Here is an 18,632-nt window from a genome sequence, read left to right on the forward strand (position 1 = left end):
CTCATGGAAGAAATCCAGAACCTCCGCGAAAAGGGCAAGATCAAGTGGCTCCGCCCGGATGCCAAGTCCCAGGTCACCGTGGAATACGACGAAAACGACAAGCCGGTGCGCGTCGACACCGTCGTCATCTCCACCCAGCACGACGACAAGGTGAACGGCAAGGAACTCAAGCATTCCCAGATCGAAAAGGAAATCATCGAGAAGCTCATCAAGAAGGTCATCCCGGCCAAGCTCCTCGACAAGAAGACCCGTTACCTCGTGAACCCGACCGGCAAGTTCGTTGTCGGCGGCCCGCACGGCGACTGCGGCCTCACCGGCCGTAAGATCATCGTCGACACCTACGGCGGCATGGGTCGCCATGGTGGTGGCGCATTCAGCGGCAAGGACCCCTCCAAGGTCGACCGCAGTGCAGCATACGCTGCCCGCTACGTGGCCAAGAACATCGTGGCTGCCGGCCTCGCCTATCGCTGCGAAGTCCAGCTCGCCTACGCCATCGGTTACTCCAAGCCCGTGTCCGTGCTCGTGAATACCTTCGGTACCGGCAAGATCGACGACCGCAAGATCGAAGAAATCGTCGCGAAAAACTTCGACCTCTCCCCGGCCGGCATCGAGAAGATGCTCGACCTGAGGAAGCCCGGCTACGTGCAGACCGCCGCTCTCGGCCACTTCGGCCGCACGGGTGCTCGCTTCACGTGGGAAAAGACCGACAAGGCTGATGCTTTGAAGAAAGCTGCGAAGATCTAGAAAATTTCGCGGGAATTGAACTGCGACAACAATTCAGTATAGAAAAGCGCCCGGCAGGTTATGCCGGGCGCTTTGTTAGGTAGTATGAAGAACTCATTTAACGACGACGAAGGAACGGCGGTCCACGCCGGGAGCCTTCACGCGCATCACATAGACCCCTGCGGGTAAGCTCCGCGTAATCCAAGCCGTATTGCCCATTTTCGCAGGCAAGACATCGACACGGCGAACTAACGCACCCTTCGTATTAAAGAGGCTCACGCGGTAAAGGCCCAGCACAGGGACATCAGCAATTTTTAGAACTATACGATTCGAAGATGTATCCTCCGGGGTCGAATCGCGGACAACAGAATCTTGTGGAATGGAATCGCTTGCAGCGGTATCACGAGATGCCGTATCTTGAACTACGGTGTCTCGAGTTGTCGTGTCCTGGGTTGTCGAATCTTGCTTGGCCGTATCTGCCACGGTCGTATCTTCGGTAGCGCTGTAACATTCGGCAATATTTTCAAGGTTGGCTCCGGCACCGGCTTTCACCGCAGCTTCCACTTCGCTCGCCTTGAGCATGAAACTTTCGTATTCATACGGCGGCATAAAGGATTTTCCCGTTCCCTTCGTATTGCCCGAGCAGTTCGTGAAGATGTTGTCGATAGTCTCGTTCACGCCCGTACCGTTCGCGTTGCCGGTATAAATCGGGTTCGATTCGTTGATGAACACGTTCCTTTCGGTACGGACCGTACACATGTGACCCGCCGAAACGCCCAGCACGTCCGTCCCGTTCGTGATGCTTGCGTCGCCAGTCAGGAGGTTGTTCACCACGTGCACGTTCCCGTAACGACAGCGCGGTTTGCGCTGGTTCGCAGCCTGCCACCAGTTGAACATGTAGGTCACGTTCAGCTTACCCTCGCTTACAGGCTCGTTGTCGGAACTGCCAATGAGGTTCGAAAGGTTGTGCGTGCTCTTTTTCTTGTAGCCGAAAATGCACCACGTAAACGTTACGTTGTCCGCACCCTTCACCACGTCGGCATTGCCGTCCTGGCCGTCCCAGAATTCGCAGTGGTCAATCCAGATGTTCTTCGCCTCGCCCTCGATGGTGAGGTTGTCCCACGCCTGGTCGGCATTGCTGCCCGGCCCCTGGATGACAATGTTACGCACGATGATGTTCGAAGCCTTGTTCGTGATATGGATGGGAGCCTTCAAAAGCGTCCCCGGTTTGAGACCGATAATCGTCTTGTTCGAAGCCGTAATGTTCAGGCGGCTGCCAGAAGTACCGCTCCAGCCATCCCCGAGAGTCCCATCAATATAGATGATACGCGGAGAAGAATCCTTCGCGTACTTTTGCAAGTCAGAAAAAGTCCTAACGGTATCGGGAACGGCATTTCCGCCACCCGTCACATTGAATTCGCCACCGGTACGCCCTTCACGGGTCGCCCAGCCAATCGGCTGACAGACATCCATGGCGGCAAGCGCATATACGGGTAAAAAAGAAAGCAATAATGCTAGCTTCAACTTCATATCAAACATCCTCACCTTGAATCTATATAGTTTTTGAGGATATGACATTAAAAAACGCAAAAAAGCATTTACGAATTGTCTATAAACAGCCCAAATTTACAGCGAATATGATTTAAATCACAAAAAGAGCTAGAGCGACAATCAATCCGGCAAAGAGCACGAATATGGGCAAGAGCAAAAGCATGCAGCGGAACGCAATTTTCGCATCGTAAAAGAACAGGCGACGGCGGCCCTTCTTGGTCTTTTCCATTTCGGCACGACACTCGGGGCAAATGTTCCCGACCCTATTGCGTACACGGATAGCCATGTTGCTTTGCATCGGGGACATTCCGACCTTGTCGTTAAATAACTTATTGCATTTGGAACAGGTAGCTTGCATATCGAGGAATATAGTAAATAGTGGTTACGGGGTGAGTAGGAAGTAGACAGTAGGAAGTGGTTAGGGATTAGGATCTAGAATCTAGGGGCTAGGGAGAAATATCACGGCTTCGCCGTCTTATATTGACGCACGAAGTGCGTGATTCTTTTCACTAGCCTCTATTCTCTAGTCTCTCAAAGACTCACTGCTCACCGCTCACGGCTCATGGCTCATAGCTCATAGCTCATCGCTCGTGCCTCGAGCCTGGAGCCTCCCTACTCATTTCCTCTTGGCCGCGATGAGTACGACAGAGCCAAGAATCAGAATAATGCCCGCGACAAGCCTGCCTGTGAGGATTTCGCCAAAGACAAGCACTCCGATTGCCACGGCCGTCACGGGCTCGAGCGCACCGAGAATCGCCGTGGGCGTCGACCCGATAATCTTCACCGCCTTCACCATGAATATGAGCGAAAGCACCGTCGGCACAAGGCCCAGCATGAAGCCCCAACCCCAAGAACTCGCCTGCGTAAAGAGCGGAGGCAGCCCCGAGCCGAACGTCACGGAATAGAGCAACAAAAAGACCAAGCAAAAACAAATGGCGTAAAAAGTCATCTTCACGGAGCCCATCTGCAAGTTGATACGGTTCGCCATCACCATGTAAATCGCGTACGAAAGTGACGAGGCAAACACGAGCACAAGGCCTGCGGTGCTCAGAGGCACTCCGTCATCGCCACGGTACAACAGAGCGACCCCCGACATCGAAACGGCAATGGAAACGACCATCCAGGCTTTAATCTTCTCCTTGAAGAATATCGCCATCAAAACCGAGACTTCGAGCGGATAGAGGAAGAGGAGCGTCGAGGCAAGCCCTGCATCCATGTACTTGAACGAGGCATAATACGTGAGCGAACTGACCGCAAACAAAAAACCAAAGGCGACGAGCGCCCCAAATTCCTTGAGCGTAATCTTAAAATGCGAACCTTTCGCGAGAATCACCGCAAAAAGAAGTAGCGCCGCCGTGAAAAAACGGTAAAAAAGGACGTTTTCGGGAGAATAGCCCTGGGAATAGAGGTTCAGCGCCCCCAGAGGGTTCGTGCCATAACAGATGGCGGAAAGAGCAGCAAAAATAAAGCCTTTTATCATAGTAGGAAGTCGGAAGTAGGAAGTAGGAAGTTACTGTCTACTGTCTACTTCCTACTGTCTACTAAATTAAATTGCGAACTTGGTGGCGTCGGCAAGCTGCACGCTCGCGATGCGGGAAATACCCTTGATTTCCTGCGTCACACCGTAAAGCATGTCGGCTTCGGCCATGGTACGCTTGTTATGCGTCACCACGATGAACAAGGTCTGCTTGCTGAATTCGCGGAGGAGCGCCATGAAGCGGCCCACGTTCGCATCGTCCAGCGGGCCGTCGACTTCGTCCAGCACGCAGTACGGCGAGGGCTTTTCCATGTAGATGGCAAACAGCAAGGCCGTTGCGGTCAAAGCGTGTTCACCACCGGAAAGCGCCTTGATTCCGCGCATCTTCTTGCCGGTCGGGCGGACGTTGATTTCGATGTCGGCATCCAGGATGTCCATGGGCTTGCCCATTTCGTCGAGTTTTTCGACAAGGCTCATCTTGGTTTCACCGTTCAGGAACAGTTTGCTGAACACGAACTGGAAGTTCTTCTGGATACGGGCAAACGTGTCGAGGTAGCGCTGGCGGGCAATATCGTCGAGCTTAGTGATGGTGCGGTCGAGCGAGGCGCGGGCACGGTCTAGGTCGTCGAACTGCTTCTCGACTTCTTCCAGGCGCTTCTTTTCGCCCTCGTAGTCGTCCATCACGTTGACGTTGATGGGGCCGAGTTCCTTGATCTTGCCACGGAGTTCACGGATTTCGCGGTCGGCGTCGGGCTGGCTGTATTCCACACGTTCGACACCTTCCGGGTTGTCCACGTCGACGGACCAGTCGTTGGAAATGCGTTCGCGGAGGCGGTCCACGTTGTTCTGCAGGGATTCCTGGCGACGTCCGACGTCGTTCAATTCCTTCATCCGGTCGATCATCTCGTCGCGGAGGCGGTTGCTTTCGTCTTGCCAGGCGCCAAGGTCGCCGCTCACCACGTCGTAACGTTCGCGGGCAATGTCGCGAGCCTGTTCGAGTTCGCGGAGCACGGCATCCTTTTCTTGCGCCTGGTCGGCGAGTTTCGTGCCGTCTTCCTCGAGCTTTGCAATATTGACGGTATTCTTTTCGATATCATCACGGCGGGCACGGATGGTGCTCTCGAGGAATTCTATCTGGTCGGCGATAGCGCGGAGCCTGTTCTCGTTCTGGGCAAGCCTGGAATTCTTGTCTTGAGTGGAGCGTTCCAGCTCGCGGACGTCCTCTTCCTTTTCGCGGAGCATCGTCTCGTGTTCCGCAAGCTGATCGGAGACGGCCTGGTACTGGGTTTCCACTTTTTCGACACAGGATTCGGCCTCGGCAAGTTCCGCATCCGCATTTTTTGACTCAGCGGCAGCCGAAATACGGCCCATAGCGGTGTTGCAGTCCGTTTGTAGTTGCTGGATGCGCCTTTCAAAGGCGGCCAAATCGTTACGGCGGATGCTTATGGCAGTGTCGTTTCCGCGCAAAGAGTCGCGTTTCGCCAAAATTTCGCCATTTACCGATTCAAGCATACGGGATTCTTCGTCGACAATCCCCTGCAAACGTTCAAAATCTTGTTCTTTCTGTGCGATATCGGCGACAACACCCTCCAAAAGCGCAGTCGCCTCGGCAATTTCATTCTTACGGGAAAGGGCTCCCGAAGTGGCCGCGCCAAAACTTACGAGGCCATTCGTGCGGACAATCGCGTCGGGAGCGACAAAACTCAGGTTTTCCCCGCGGAACTCCCCGGCCAACTCGATCGCGGTCTGGAGCGAATTGACTATAAAGTAACGGGAAAGGATGCCCGAAAGCCAGGCAGATACTTTGTCATCATCGCTTTTCACGAATCCGGCAAGCGAGCCGACAACACCCGGGCGTTCAATAGCTTTGCCGTAGGCAGGCGAAGGAGCAGCAACCAAGGCGAGCAGGGCCTTGCCCACGTTCTCGTTCTTTGCCGATTCCACAATATCGCCGATAGAGGCGTCGGCATGCACAACGGCCGCATCCAAAATGTCGCCCAATGCAGTTTCTACGTAAGCAGCGTATTCTGGAGCCGCTTCGATGCGTTCGGAAACAATACCGCCGATAAGGTCGGCTTTTTTCTCACAAAGCCAGCGGCTTGCGTCGGTGCCTTCGTCGGCAACGCTCTGTAAAACGTCAATTCTCGATTGCAGGCGGGCTTCTTCGTTCTTTAAACCTTGGAGCTTTTGAGTCGCCTCGGCCAGTTCAGCCCTTGCAGATTCAAGGCGTTCTTCGCGGACGGATTTTTGCTCCTCGAGGTTCTCGATTTCGCGGTTGGCTTCCTCGATTTGAGCCAAAATTCCGTTCACAGCGGCTTCGGCCTCGCCCTTTTGCGCATTGAGATTTTCAATTTCGCCCTTCCACTTCTCGATGTTGCCCTGCAACATCTGCGATTCGGCATCGAGGCGTTCGAAACGGCTACGGAGGCTGTTGGCCCGGTTATTGGCCTGCACACGCTCGTTCGCGAGCTCGCGGGACTGGCCACGCAGGTCGTCCACCTTATCGCGCATGACCTGGAGCGTTTCTTGTTCCCGTTCCAGGAGGGCGTTCATTTCTTCGACATCGTTGTCGGATTGGAGAACCTGGTTTTCCTCTTCGAGGCGGGCCTTTTCTTCGGAAATTTCGTTCAACTTGGCCTCGGAACGGGTAATTTCGTCCTGAGCCTTTTCGCTTGCCGCCACAATCGACGATATGGAGTCGCGTGTACGGCCAATGTTGTTGTTGATGTCGTTCAAGGCAATCGTCGCGGCCTGGACCTGGCGTTCCAGGTCTCGGAAGGCGTTTTCGTCTTCGCTGATAGCGAGGCGCTTTTCCTCGATTTTCGCCTGGAGTTCCGTTGCCTTGGTCTTGGCCGACTCCACTTCGTGGTTCATGCGCTTGGAGGTGGAATCCAAGGTCGCCAGACCGTCCTTGAAATCTTCGTACTTGTCCAAACTAACCGAAAGGTCCAACTCACGGAGCCGGTTGTTCAAACGTTTATACTCATTGACCTTCTCGGCCTGGGTCTCGTAAAGCCTCACGGAGCGGCGAACGCTCCTCAAGTTGTCCTCGACGCGCTCCATGTCCAGCTGGACCCTTTCCAACTGGCGGCGGGTTTCCTTGCGCTGCTGCTTGTACTTGCTCACCCCAGCGGCTTCCTCGAACAGGATGCGGCGGTCGTCTGCCTTGTCGCTCAAAACGGACTTGATCATGTCGGCGTTCATCTGCGAGTAGGTGCTGGACCCGAGGCCGGAGTCGAACAGCAATGCATGGACATCGCGCAGGCGGCATTCCTGGTTGTTAATCAGGTATTCGCCGGAACCGTCGCGATGTACGCGGCGGGTCACGATGACTTCGGAATATTCAGAATTGAGGGAACCATCACTATTATCAATAACGATGGAGACTTCGGCAAGGCTCATGGCGGCACGTTCTTCGGTACCGCTGAAAATCACATCCTGCATCTTGCTCATACGGAGCGACGCAGCTTTCTGTTCGCCCAAAACCCAGCGGATGGCATCCGTGATGTTGGACTTGCCACAGCCGTTCGGTCCCACCACGGCAGTCAGGCCTTTCGTGGGGAAGTTGATTTCGGTCCTCTGGGCGAAGGACTTGAATCCAAAAATCTTTAACTTCGTAATCTGCACAACGAGGAAAAAAATAACATTTTTTTATCAATTCAAAGTCCTTGCGGAACGCAAATGCCACCTTCCCCCCGACCCGTTCCAAGAACCTCAATTTCAGCCCACTCCTGCTCCGAACAAACTTGCAGAAAAACTTTTTTTCTATATTCGCACCATATGACACATAAGAATAGTTTCGCACGTCTCGTGCTCTTTATTGTTATCGGCCTCCTCATTGGCGGAATTTTGGGAGAATGCTTAGGTCTTCTGTTCGGCCAGCTCGGCCAACTCATGAACGCCGGCGGTTACGACAATATCGTCCGTAACTTCTTTGTTTCGTCGTTCGACCTGAATATCGGGACGGGAAAGGGCGAAACCCCGATAATGCTCGACCTCTACATGGTCAAGCTCGCCCTCGGGTTCGGCATCAAGTTTAACATCGTCAGTATCATCGGTATGATCATCTCGATCTACATCATGAAATGGTCCGGAGATAGGTAATGCAAACCATCCAAGAATTGAAGGCCCAGCTCGAAAGCGGCAGCACGACTGCCGAAAAGCTCGCACAGGCCTCGCTCGAAAAGATTGAATCCACCAAGAATCTCAACGCTTATATTTCTGTCTTGAACGAACGCGCCCTGGCCAAGGCCAAGGAAAGCGACCTCCGCCGAGCCGAAGGCAAGGCCCTCGGCCCCCTCGACGGTATTCCCGTCGCCGTGAAGGACAACATGTGTCTCGAAGGCACGCGCACCACGGCCGCCTCCAAGATTCTTGAAAACTTTGTCGCCCCCTACACCGCAACCGCCGTCGAAAAACTCGAAGCGGCAGGTGCCATCATCGTGGGCAAGACGAACATGGACGAATTCGCCATGGGTTCGAGCAACGAGACCTCTTACTTTGGCCCGGTCAAGAACCCGCTCGACGAATCCCGCGTCCCCGGCGGCTCCTCGGGCGGATCCGCCGTCGCCGTTGCATCCGGCACGGTACCCTGCGCTCTTGGTTCCGACACTGGTGGATCTATCCGCCAGCCGGCCGCATGCACCGGCGTCGTGGGCCTCAAGCCCACTTACGGCCGCGTCTCCCGCTACGGCCTGCTCGCCTACGCAAGTTCTCTGGACCAGATCGGCCCCTTCGGTTCTACCGTCGCCGACTGCGCCACGCTCCTTAACGCCATCTGCGGTATCGACCCGCACGACAACACCACCAGCACCCGCGAACCCGAAGACTTCGCCGCGAAGCTCGATGCGGGCGTGAAGGGCAAAGTCATTGGCGTCCCGAAGGAATACTTTGCCGAAGGGCTCGACCCGGAATGCAAGGCCGCCATCGACAACATGCTGAAGAAGCTCGAAGCCGAAGGCGCCACGCTCAAGGAAGTGAGCCTCCCCCACATCGGTTACGCTGTTTCCAGCTACTACATCATCGCGACCGCCGAGGCCAGTTCGAACCTCAGCCGCTACGACGGCGTGCGCTACGGCTACCGCAGCAAGGACGCCCGCAAGCTGTTCGACCTGTACGCGAAGTCCAGGAGCGAAGGTTTCGGTAAGGAAGTCCAGCGTCGCATCCTCCTTGGCAGTTACGTGCTCAGCGCCGGCTTCTACGACGCCTACTACGTGCAAGCCCAAAAGGTGCGCCGCCTCATCACCGACGACTTCAACAAGGCTTTCGAAAGCTGCGACGTGATCGCAAGCCCGACGATGCCGGGCCTGCCCCTCAAGTGTGGCATGAACGAGTCCGACCCGATGGCCGTGTACCTCTCCGACATCTACACCGTGAGCCTGAACCTTTCCGGCCTCCCGGGCGTAAGCGTGCCCTGCGGCATGGCAGGCGGGCTCCCTGTGGGCCTGCAGTGGATTGGCAAACCATTCCAGGAAACGGACCTGCTCTCCATCGCCTCCGCCACCGAACGCCTGAACAAGTAAAATCTGGCATAAAAAAATGAAGATCAAGGCTAGTTTATTCGCACTTCTGGTCGTTGCTGTCTGCGCCTTTTCGCAAGACGCAACGGCATTTGATTCCCTCATGCAGGCGTACTCCGGCGCAGGCATGACCTCTCTCGACTCGGCCACGCAAGACTCCCTCGCAAAGGATTCTACGGCCAATGACTCCACCCAGGCGGAATCCTCCTCCTCAGGCGAAGGCCTCGTCCTCTACGATGGGCAATCTTCGTCTTCTTCGGCGGTGAGGCACATCGGCGTGGACGCCCCCGTGTACAAGTATCAAGTCACAGTCGGCCTGCAATCCCCGAGCCGCGGAATTGTCTCGCTAGAATACATCTTCGCCCAGGAAATCTTCAACGTCAACGTCCACTTTACCGACTATAACAGCCATCTCCTGCAGATCGGCGTATCGGCAATCTATTATCCCATGTCGATGCGCTATTTCTACACATTCCTCACCTCCGACTGGTTCAAAGGCAAATACGATAGAGAACGCCACAAATCGGGCGGACAATACGAAGAATACACCGAAAATGTCAATTACTGGCGCGTCGTGGCAGGCATCGGCACAGAATTCCTGTTCTTGGAACACTTTGGAGCCTACCTGGAAGCTGGATTTGAGTTCTTTGCCGGCAATGGGAGCTACTACACGCACCTGAACAAGGACTACGGAACGCTTGATAACGACAATATCAAGCTACCTTACGGCTTCGGACTTCTGTTCCCATTCTAGGTCATTTTTTTCGACGTTTTTCGACAGCTTTTTTTCCGAAAAAAAATATTTTACATCAAACACCCCTTTTTTAAAAAAATGATTACGAAAAGGTATTGCAAAACGGCCTTCCGTTTTGCAATATTTGTAGACACTCAAAAATACTATTTCGCACAGACATTCAACTGGGGAAACAGATGGGGTTGGATAAAAAGAATGATTTGCCGCAAAGCGCAGACGACATAGACAACACAAATTCAAAGGAGCCGACAGAGCAGCCAGTCTACGCTCTGAACATCGCCAAAATCGAAAGCAAGGGGAACGAGCCCCATACAATTCCCTTCCCTTGGGATTGTATAAAAGACCACCTCTATCCCGAAACGAAACACCTGTGCAACATCAGGAATATGACGCTCCAAGAGCAAATATCCACCATACGGACATACATTTCAAACGTATTTGCGACTAAGAAAAGCAATAAGCGCTAACCGGTTGCCAAATAAATTTGTAATATCAAAGAAAGTGTAACGCGTTTCAAAAGGGTGTCCAGCAATGAAATTGACGATCAAGCTAATCTTCGCATTCATCCTCGTATGCGCAACGGTCGTTGCGACCGTTTTCGTCATGAAAAAAATTGAAAGCAGCGAAACGACGGGCCCCAAAATTACCAGCGAATTTATCGAGCACCAAATCAGCGAAATCTCCGAACTGGCCACCCTGCACCACCACTACAGAAAAAACGCAAATTACCAGGACGCCAAGAAACTCCTGGACTACATGCCCAACTGGAGAATCAATCAATCCATAAAAGAATTCATGCTGATATACCAGGGCGACGTCAAGCTGGGCTACGACCTGAAAGACATCAAGATCCACGTCGAGCCCATCACGAAGACAATCCTCATCTACCTCCCCGAGCCCAAGATTCTGAGCCACAGCATCAACTTCGAGAGCATCCAGGTCTTTTGGGAAAAGAAAGGCTGGCTCAACGACATCAAGTTCGAGGACTTCAAACAGTTCTTTATCGCCGAGCAGAAAAAATACGAAGAGGAAAACATCACCGAACTCAAGCGCAGAGCACGGGAACACGCCAAAAAGATCATCCGTCTCTATCTCGGTTCGGTCGTCAAATTGGCCGATCCTCCCGAAAACACCCAAAAGTCGTTCATAAAAAAATGGCTTCACCCCGACGACGGTTACCAGATCAAAGTGGACTGAACCGTCCCCAATTTCATCGTTTTTTCCAAAAACAAGCACAAATCCTGTCAAATAATATTATTTTATCTAAAAAAAGAACAGGAAAAAACTCATGAAGCATTTCCTCCTCGCCTTATTCATCATCACCGCCGCGGCCCTCATCGCCTGCAAAGAACAAAAGCAGGAACAGGCGCTCAAACCGGTTTCTGTGATGATATACAGCGAATATATCGATCCGGCCATGCTTGACGACTTCGAAAGAAAAACAGGGTACAAAATACATTTGGAACTCTACGAAGCCCAGGAGGAGATGATTGGTAAACTTCTGTCCATGGGCCCAAGCCAGTACGACGTCATCATCGCCTCCGACGTGGTCATCCAGCAGATGCTTCGTCTAGGGTTGATTACGGCAATCGATGCAGAAAAAGTGCCCAACCGCAAAAACATCGCCGTGCAGTTTTTCAACCGTCCCTACGACCCGACAAACACCTACACCATCCCCTACCTCTGGGGAACCACAGGCATCCTTTACCGCGACAAGTCGATTGACCCGGACAGCGTAAGCTATTCCATGCTGTTCAACTCGAGCAAGACCAAGGGGAATTTCAGTTTCTTGAACGAGAGCCGTTCCATGCTCGCCCTCGCCCTCCTCGCCATCGGTTTCGACGCAAACAGCACCAGCCAAACCGAAATCAACAAGGCCGTGGAACACATCCTTCAGGCAAAAAAAGACCCGCATTTCATCGGCTTCGACGGATCCGTTGGCGGCAAAGAAAAGGTGCTGTCCGGCATGAACTGGGCGGCTATCGTATTCAACGGCGACGCACAGGCTGCAATCTATGAGGACTCGACACTCCAGTTCGCCATCCCGAAGGAGGGTTCGTTCTTGTGGGTCGATGCCATGACACTCAGTTCCAACGCCCCGAACCCCGACGGAGCATACGCATTCATGAACTACATCCTCGACGTGAAAAACGGCGCACAGCTTGCCCAGTACATCAACTACGCGACCCCAAACAAGGCAAGCCTTGAAATTCTTGACTCCACGTACAAGAAAAACCGGATTATCAACCCGCCACACGAAACATTCGCAAGGATGGAATACCTGAAAGATTTGGGCGAAGCCGCCATGATGTACGACGAGGCCTGGACCACCGTCAAGACACGTTAGTCGATACTATTCGTCGGGCTTATGGGCTGGGGCGGGAACGGAGGCTCCAGCTCGATGCTTATTGGGCAGTGGTCCGAACCCATGACCGACGGATGAATTTCCGAGTTCACGATATTGGGAACAAGCCCCGCATCGACAAAGGCATAATCCAAACGCCAACCCACGTTCCTGCTGCGGGCACCGAAGCGATTGGACCACCAGGAATAAGCATCCCGTGTATCTGGATGGAGCAGGCGGAAGGAATCGACAAAGCCGTTCTCGACATACTTGTCCATCCAAGCCCTCTCGATGGGCAAGAACCCGCTCACGTTCTCGTTTTCCTTAGGACGCGCGATATCAATCTCTTTGTGGCAGGTATTGTAGTCGCCGACCGTCACCACATGTTTACCATTCTCGAGCCAATGACGGCTGTTGTCGAGGAACGCATCATAGAAACGCAACTTGTAGTCCAGGCGATCATCGCCCTGTCCACCGTTCGGGAAATAGATGGAATTGAGGACCCAGTCCGGGAAAACAAGCTGGACGACACGGCCTTCCTCGTCGAACTCCTCGATGTCGAAACCGTAGTTCACGGCATCCGGTTCTATCTGAGAAAAGACGGCGACACCGCTATAGCCTTTCTTGCGGCGGCACGGATTCCAGTAGGAATAATAGCCTTCCGGCTTCTGCAGGGACTCAGGAACCTGGTCCACGTCGGCACGGGTCTCCTGGAGGCACAGTATGTCCGGGCGAGTCGCCGCGAACCAGTCCTCGAAACCTTTCTTCACCGCCGAGCGGATTCCGTTGACATTCCAGCTGTAGATATTCATTTTAACCACAATCCATCGTTTTATCTGTAAAAGATAGCTTTTTTATTGTCAAAATCCAATTTTGGTGGTCAAAAAGCACCCTCTTGGTGAAAAAAAGGGGTTTTAGTTAAAAACAAAAGAAAAAAATATCAATTTCGGCGCTAAAGAGACTATATTTATAAGCATGAAATGTAAAATATTTTTTCTGACGGCTAGCTTCCTCCTGGTTTCCCTGATGCAGCTATCGGGATGCGCAGGATCATCCAATGGAGAGGACCTCGAAGTCCCGACCAACTTGCCTCCGATCTGCCGCGACATCGACTTTGTCTCCCAGCCAGACATGCGCGAAATGTGCGGCGTGCGCAAAGTCCACAACCGCGCGTACAAGAACATCCCGCAGCAACGCTACCTCATCAAGCCGGCAGAGACATCCATCGTCAAGACAAACGACAAGCTGGAACTCAGGTTCCAGAACGCACTTCCGCTCACGCTCGAAGGCCCGATTGTAAACGAACTTGAATTCAACCACGACAAGCGCCTCGAGAAAATCAAGAACTCTTACGATTACCACGAAATCTACACCCAGGGGAACAAGCGCCTGCGCATATTCAAGATGGGCATCCCCACCGACAGAGGCAACACTTACCACTTCTGTTTCCGCGTTCCCGAACGCAAGGGCGGCAACGAAAGGACCAGGAGCAAGGCCATGGGCAACCACATCGAAGCCATGACTTGCGAAGACTACGACATGCTGTTACAGAACCACGCAAGCAACAAGCGATAATCCAGCACCGTCAAGATATCAAGGAAAGGCCCGCTCCAAGAGCGGGCCTCCCTTTTTTCTTGCGCACTTGTTAAACATTTTTCTATTTTTGCGACCGGTAACAACGTGACATCCGAAAACAGACACATCCATAACGCATTGAAGCAGGTCAAGATCGACACGCCGTGTTCGAAGTTGTCCGGTTTTTCCATATCCGGCTTGGCCACTTACCTGCAGATGCCGGAACTTGACTTTTGCATCGACATGGGCGAATGCCCGCTCAGCGCCACCCCGATAAACCATGTGTTCCTGACGCATGCCCATGGCGACCACGCCCGCTGCCTCATGCGTCACCACAGCCTGCGCAAGATGATGGGCGTCGAACGCGACAGCGTCTACTACGTTCCCGAAAGCATTTACGAAGGGGCCAAAGCCTGGATCAAGGCGGAAGCCATGTTCGAAGGCGTCAGCGAAGCAAAATTCCGCTATCCGCAAATTGTCCCCGTATCCGCCCACAAGCGGTTCTTTCTTGAATACCGCAAGGACTTAGCGCTAGAGACTTTCGAAGTAAAGCATTCTATCCCGTCGATGGGCGGCACACTCTATTTCTACAAGAAAAAACTCAAGGACGAATTCTTCGGGAAGACTCCGGCGGAGCTCATCGAACTGCGAAAACAGAACGTCGAGATTACACGCGAGGTGTACGACCCGCTCGTAAGCTTCACGGGAGACTGCCTCGGAGAATCCCTCCTCGACAACCGGGATGTTTTCAAGTCAAAAGTACTCATCACCGAATGCACATTCCTTGACGACGGCGAAGAGCAGATGGCACACCAGAAAGGTCACACCCATATTGCCGACATCGTCCACGCACTCAACGAACTGGACAGCGACGTAAAGTGCGACATGATTATCCTCAACCATTTTTCCATGAAGTACGCAGAAAAGCACATCCGCGAAAGAATCGCCAAAGAAATCCCGGCGCAATTTTCGGACAAGGTGGTTGCGCTCATCTAGGCGGAAACAGGTACGCACAATGAACAACGAAGAAACAGTAAACGAGCTTACCGAAGAATCCTGCGAAAAACAGGTCGTCATTCCTGAATTCTATAGAGACCTGAAGCAGGACGAAAAAGACAGAGGAATCTGGCACTATGTGTTCCGCACCAACGGTGACCGCAAGCCCATCAAGACACCCGACAACCTGCCGCACAAGCTGGACTTCAACTGGACCGACATGTTCCCCGACTGCAATGGCCATGTAGAAGTGGAAATCGGCAGCGGCAAGGGCAACTTCATGACGGACTACGCCGAGCGGCACCCGGACATCTTCATCATGGGCAGCGAATGGGACTACACCTGGGCCGCATTCGCGCACGAGCGCATGAAAAAGCGCGGCGTACTGGGCAACGCGGCAATGTTGCGCGGCGACGTGTTCTACTTCTTGCGCGATGCCGTCAAGGACAATACCGTGGATGCGTTCCACATGTATTTCCCGGACCCGTGGCCCAAGGAAAGACACCACAAGAACAGGCTCCTGCGCCCCGACTTCTTGGCCGAAGTCGCACGCGTGCTCAAGCCCGGCAAACGCATTTTCTACTGGGGCACCGACCACAAGGAATACAACGAGATCGCGCTCGAAACCTTCGACGCCTTCCCCACCTGCAAAGTCGTCGTCCGCAACACGGCCGAACCCACCGAAGGGATCGAGACCGGATTCGAACGCAAGTACAAGAAGGAAGGCCGTCCCATCTACCGGAGCATTATCGAATTTTTCAAATAATTTGGGGTCAGGCCCCATATTGACATATTCTGACATCCAAATATTTATAGTTTAGTATAACCATGCTAAAACAGCTTTCGATAGACTCTTTCACACTGATTTCCAAAGCGGAAGTCCCTTTCCGTAACGGCTTTACCGCCATCACTGGCGAAACCGGAGCCGGTAAGTCCGTATTGCTGAAGGCACTCCGCCTTGTCTGCGGAGACAAGGCACAAGCTTCGCTTGTCCGTAGCGGCGAATCCAAGGCCGTGGTCGAGGCCCTGTTCGACATTTCCAAAGAACCGCAAGTCAAAAAAATCCTGGACGAACTCGAAATCGACTCCGACGACGAACTTATCATCCGTCGCGAAATCCTTGATAACGGCAAGGGCCGCGCCCGCGTGAACGGCAACGTCGTGAGCCAGTCCGACCTGCAACGCCTCGGCGAAGAACTGGTGCAGATGCACGGCCAGAGCGAACAGATCCTGCTCCGCGATACCCGGACCCATGCGCAAATGCTCGACGACTACGCCGGCAACGGCGATTTGCTGAAGGAATACGCAGTCCACTGGAATGAATGGAACCGCATCCAGGCCAAAATAGAGGAAACGGAAAAACGCGCCAAGGACCTCGCCGCACAGAAGGATTTTCTCAAGTTCCAATTCGACGAGTTGCAGAAAGCCGCCCTCAAGGATGGTGAAGAAGAAGAACTCGAAGAAAGGGTGGGCGCAGCGAGCAAGAGCGAAATCGAACGCCGTTACTTGAACGAAATCCAGGCCATGCTCGGCAACGAAAAAGGCATCCTGGACCAGGCCCGCGTATTGCAGTCGAAGATACGCGCACTGGCATCGAAACTCCCGCAGTACGATCCCCAATTGCAATCGTTCGAAGACGCGTTCGATCCGTTCGAATGTTGCTGCAAGGAACTGCTCCGGTTGAGCCCGTCGAGGACCATGAGCGAAGCCGACATCGACAAGGCGAACGCACGCATCGCCCTCATACAGAAACTCAAACGGAAATACCGCACCGACGTTCCCGGTCTCATCGCGCTCACGGCACAGCGCAAAGAGGAACTCGAATGCCTCGAGAACCTGGACGCAGACCTTGAAGAACTCGCCAAGCAGGCGACTGGCGCCCATGCCGCACTGGAGTGCGGCGCGGCAAGGCTCTCGGAGAGCCGTGCCGAGGCGGCTCGGCGGTTCGACACCGCCGTCGAAGGGTTCCTCCGCGAACTCGGCATGCCCAAGGCTTCGTTCAAGACATCCGTCACCGCCCAGCCGCTGGGCGCCACCGGTGCCGACAAGATCGAATTCCTGCTCGCCCCGAACCCCGGCGAAGGCGAAAAGTCCTTGCAGAAGGCCGTCTCGGGCGGCGAACTCAGCCGCGTCCTGCTCGCCATCAAGAGCGTCATGGCCGAACTGGACCGCGTCCCTCTCCTGATTTTCGACGAAGTCGACTCCGGCATCAGCGGCGAAGTCGGCAACAAGATTGGCGAAGCTCTCAGCAATCTGGGCCGCCACCACCAAGTCTTGACCATCACTCACCTACACCAAGTAGCGAGCCGCGCACAAAATCAGCTTGCCGTGAGCAAAAAAGAAGAGGACGGTCGCACATTTACCTCCGTGAAAGAGCTAGATTATGAGGGACGTGTACAAGAATTGGTCCGAATGCTCGGTGGCGAATCGGAAACCGTCTGGGAACACGCAAGGCAACTTCTGGAGGCGAATAAGTGACGAATAAGGCATCTGGCGTAAGGCTCCGCACCCGGATATGGAGCATCCTCAGAGCAATCGTTTTCATATGCGTGATTGTGTTCATCTGGATGGGCATGGCCAAGACGGCCACGGCCTTCGTCGGCATAGCACTTGTCATGGGCTGGGTAAACCTGTTCCAGCTCCGTTCCCAGGAAATCGAGAAACCCTACTATAGGCTTTGGCTCAACTTTATCGACGGGCTCCTGCAGTTCAGCGTCATGACAAGCATTTTTGTCCGCGAACTGATTCTCCAGGAAAATACAGAAAAGCTCCTCGGAGTCGGCTGTACATTCCTGCTCGCCCGCCTCATTGCAAACAACCTTTTCAACCTGGGCGTACTGCGCGAAGGCAAGTCGCTCCCCCGCAAGCGCCGTTGGAGCAAGTTCGCAAATATCGCCGTCACCATAACGATGGGCGTCTACCTGCTCAACCTCGAAGATTACAAGCAGATATGCATGGTGGCCTCCATCTTGCTGATGATTGCCTCCACCGTCGCTTATGCCTACTGGTACTATCGCGATCCCGCGCACCGCAAACCGCTCTCCATCGCAAGCCAGCTCACCATGAGCCGCATCGTGCTTACGCCGTTCTTCCTCTGGGTATTCTTCTACGACAACGACCTGGACTACAGCAACAACAGTCTCGTATTCAAGAGCCTCGCCCTCATCATGGTTCTCGGGTTCATGCTGACCGACTTCCTTGACGGCAAACTCGCACGCGCCATGGGCGAAGTGAGCACACTGGGCAAGTACCTCGATCCGTTCAGCGACAAGATTTCGAACATGACCATCTTCATGTGCTTCATCGCGACGGGATATGCGCCCGTGTGGATGGTCGCCCTCATCTACTTCCGTGAATCCAGCGTGGAAACGCTCAGGACGCTCGCGGCAAGCGAAGGACTCGTAATGCCCGCACGCCGGAGCGGCAAATGGAAAACGGCTTTGCAGGGAGTCGGCATCATCGCCATTCTTGTCGGAGCACTCGATCCGATGGCACATGTCATCCCCAACTATCAGGAATTCTGGAGCATTTTCCCGACTGCCGTGATGGCATCGATTACCGCGATTACAATCATCAGCGGTGTGGACTATTTTGTCGCAAGCAAGCACATCCTGAAAAAATTCGTGTAACACCGACTCACGCAGAACAACCTTACAATATGCTTAAATCGTGCGAATTTAGGCATATTTTTTT

At 53.7% G+C, this 18,632-nt stretch carries 17 protein-coding genes; 12 read left to right on the forward strand and 5 right to left on the reverse strand.

The genetic code is table 11. The features are described 5' to 3' along the window. Positions 1 to 744, forward strand: a 744-nt coding sequence (gene metK, locus Q0Y46_RS11485) for a methionine adenosyltransferase (RefSeq protein WP_297947507.1), incomplete at its 5' end; no start/stop codon positions are given. Between the two features lie 93 nt (positions 745 to 837). On the opposite strand, the gene Q0Y46_RS11490 is transcribed toward metK, so the two are convergent. From Q0Y46_RS11490 to smc, 4 genes are all read right to left on the reverse strand, one after another. Next, complete coding sequence (locus tag Q0Y46_RS11490; protein ID WP_297947509.1) at positions 838 to 2,253, reverse strand: hypothetical protein; 1,416 nt, start codon at positions 2,251 to 2,253, stop codon at positions 838 to 840. Positions 2,254 to 2,365: 112 nt separating this feature from the next. Further along, the gene (locus Q0Y46_RS11495; RefSeq protein WP_297947511.1) at positions 2,366 to 2,632 is read right to left on the reverse strand and encodes a hypothetical protein; all 267 of its coding nucleotides are present in this window, start codon (positions 2,630 to 2,632) and stop codon (positions 2,366 to 2,368) included. Positions 2,633 to 2,890: 258 nt separating this feature from the next. Continuing rightward, entirely contained in the window at positions 2,891 to 3,754 is an 864-nt protein-coding gene (locus tag Q0Y46_RS11500) for a DMT family transporter (protein WP_297947513.1), read from the reverse strand. 66 nt (positions 3,755 to 3,820) lie between these two features. Beyond that, entirely contained in the window at positions 3,821 to 7,378 is a 3,558-nt protein-coding gene (smc, locus tag Q0Y46_RS11505) for a chromosome segregation protein SMC (protein WP_297947514.1), read from the reverse strand. A 153-nt stretch (positions 7,379 to 7,531) separates the two neighbouring features. Here smc and Q0Y46_RS11510 point away from each other — a divergent pair, with 153 nt between their 5' ends. The 6 genes from Q0Y46_RS11510 (at position 7,532) to Q0Y46_RS11535 (ending at position 12,371) form a co-directional block, all read left to right on the forward strand. Beyond that, a complete protein-coding gene (locus Q0Y46_RS11510) occupies positions 7,532 to 7,855 on the forward strand; it encodes a DUF4321 domain-containing protein (RefSeq protein WP_295684080.1) in 324 nt (107 codons plus the stop codon). Continuing rightward, positions 7,855 to 9,273: an Asp-tRNA(Asn)/Glu-tRNA(Gln) amidotransferase subunit GatA gene (gatA, locus tag Q0Y46_RS11515; protein ID WP_297947516.1), complete on the forward strand. Its 1,419-nt coding sequence runs from the start codon at positions 7,855 to 7,857 to the stop codon at positions 9,271 to 9,273. The genes Q0Y46_RS11510 and gatA overlap by 1 nt, the downstream gene beginning before the upstream one ends. Before the next feature lie 16 nt (positions 9,274 to 9,289). After that, positions 9,290 to 10,024 carry a hypothetical protein gene (locus Q0Y46_RS11520; RefSeq protein ID WP_295684086.1) on the forward strand — a complete coding sequence of 245 codons (735 nt, stop codon included), beginning with the start codon at positions 9,290 to 9,292 and terminating at the stop codon, positions 10,022 to 10,024. Positions 10,025 to 10,200: 176 nt separating this feature from the next. Then, on the forward strand, positions 10,201 to 10,491 hold the full coding sequence (locus tag Q0Y46_RS11525; protein WP_295684088.1) for a hypothetical protein: 291 nt from the start codon (positions 10,201 to 10,203) through the stop codon (positions 10,489 to 10,491). A gap of 64 nt (positions 10,492 to 10,555) precedes the next feature. Next, positions 10,556 to 11,221: a DUF4230 domain-containing protein gene (locus Q0Y46_RS11530; protein WP_295684091.1), complete on the forward strand. Its 666-nt coding sequence runs from the start codon at positions 10,556 to 10,558 to the stop codon at positions 11,219 to 11,221. Positions 11,222 to 11,312: 91 nt separating this feature from the next. Further along, positions 11,313 to 12,371: a spermidine/putrescine ABC transporter substrate-binding protein gene (locus tag Q0Y46_RS11535; RefSeq protein WP_297947519.1), complete on the forward strand. Its 1,059-nt coding sequence runs from the start codon at positions 11,313 to 11,315 to the stop codon at positions 12,369 to 12,371. On the opposite strand, the gene Q0Y46_RS11540 is transcribed toward Q0Y46_RS11535, so the two are convergent. After that, the gene (locus tag Q0Y46_RS11540) at positions 12,368 to 13,180 is read right to left on the reverse strand and encodes an exodeoxyribonuclease III (protein ID WP_295684096.1); all 813 of its coding nucleotides are present in this window, start codon (positions 13,178 to 13,180) and stop codon (positions 12,368 to 12,370) included. The two genes, Q0Y46_RS11535 and Q0Y46_RS11540, sit on opposite strands and share 4 nt — an antisense overlap. 163 nt (positions 13,181 to 13,343) lie before the next feature. Here Q0Y46_RS11540 and Q0Y46_RS11545 point away from each other — a divergent pair, with 163 nt between their 5' ends. The 5 genes from Q0Y46_RS11545 (at position 13,344) to Q0Y46_RS11565 (ending at position 18,568) form a co-directional block, all read left to right on the forward strand. Next, complete coding sequence (locus Q0Y46_RS11545) at positions 13,344 to 13,943, forward strand: hypothetical protein (protein ID WP_295684099.1); 600 nt, start codon at positions 13,344 to 13,346, stop codon at positions 13,941 to 13,943. A 105-nt stretch (positions 13,944 to 14,048) separates the two neighbouring features. Beyond that, entirely contained in the window at positions 14,049 to 14,939 is an 891-nt protein-coding gene (locus Q0Y46_RS11550; RefSeq protein WP_297947522.1) for an MBL fold metallo-hydrolase, read from the forward strand. Between the two features lie 19 nt (positions 14,940 to 14,958). Further along, complete coding sequence (locus Q0Y46_RS11555) at positions 14,959 to 15,705, forward strand: tRNA (guanine-N7)-methyltransferase (protein ID WP_297947524.1); 747 nt, start codon at positions 14,959 to 14,961, stop codon at positions 15,703 to 15,705. A gap of 62 nt (positions 15,706 to 15,767) precedes the next feature. Next, on the forward strand, positions 15,768 to 17,417 hold the full coding sequence (gene recN, locus Q0Y46_RS11560; RefSeq protein ID WP_297947525.1) for a DNA repair protein RecN: 1,650 nt from the start codon (positions 15,768 to 15,770) through the stop codon (positions 17,415 to 17,417). Beyond that, complete coding sequence (locus tag Q0Y46_RS11565) at positions 17,414 to 18,568, forward strand: CDP-alcohol phosphatidyltransferase family protein (RefSeq protein ID WP_297947527.1); 1,155 nt, start codon at positions 17,414 to 17,416, stop codon at positions 18,566 to 18,568. The genes recN and Q0Y46_RS11565 overlap by 4 nt, the downstream gene beginning before the upstream one ends. Positions 18,569 to 18,632 lie beyond the last annotated feature (64 nt).

Source organism: uncultured Fibrobacter sp., assembly GCF_947305105.1.
Classification (GTDB): Bacteria; Fibrobacterota; Fibrobacteria; order Fibrobacterales; family Fibrobacteraceae; genus Fibrobacter.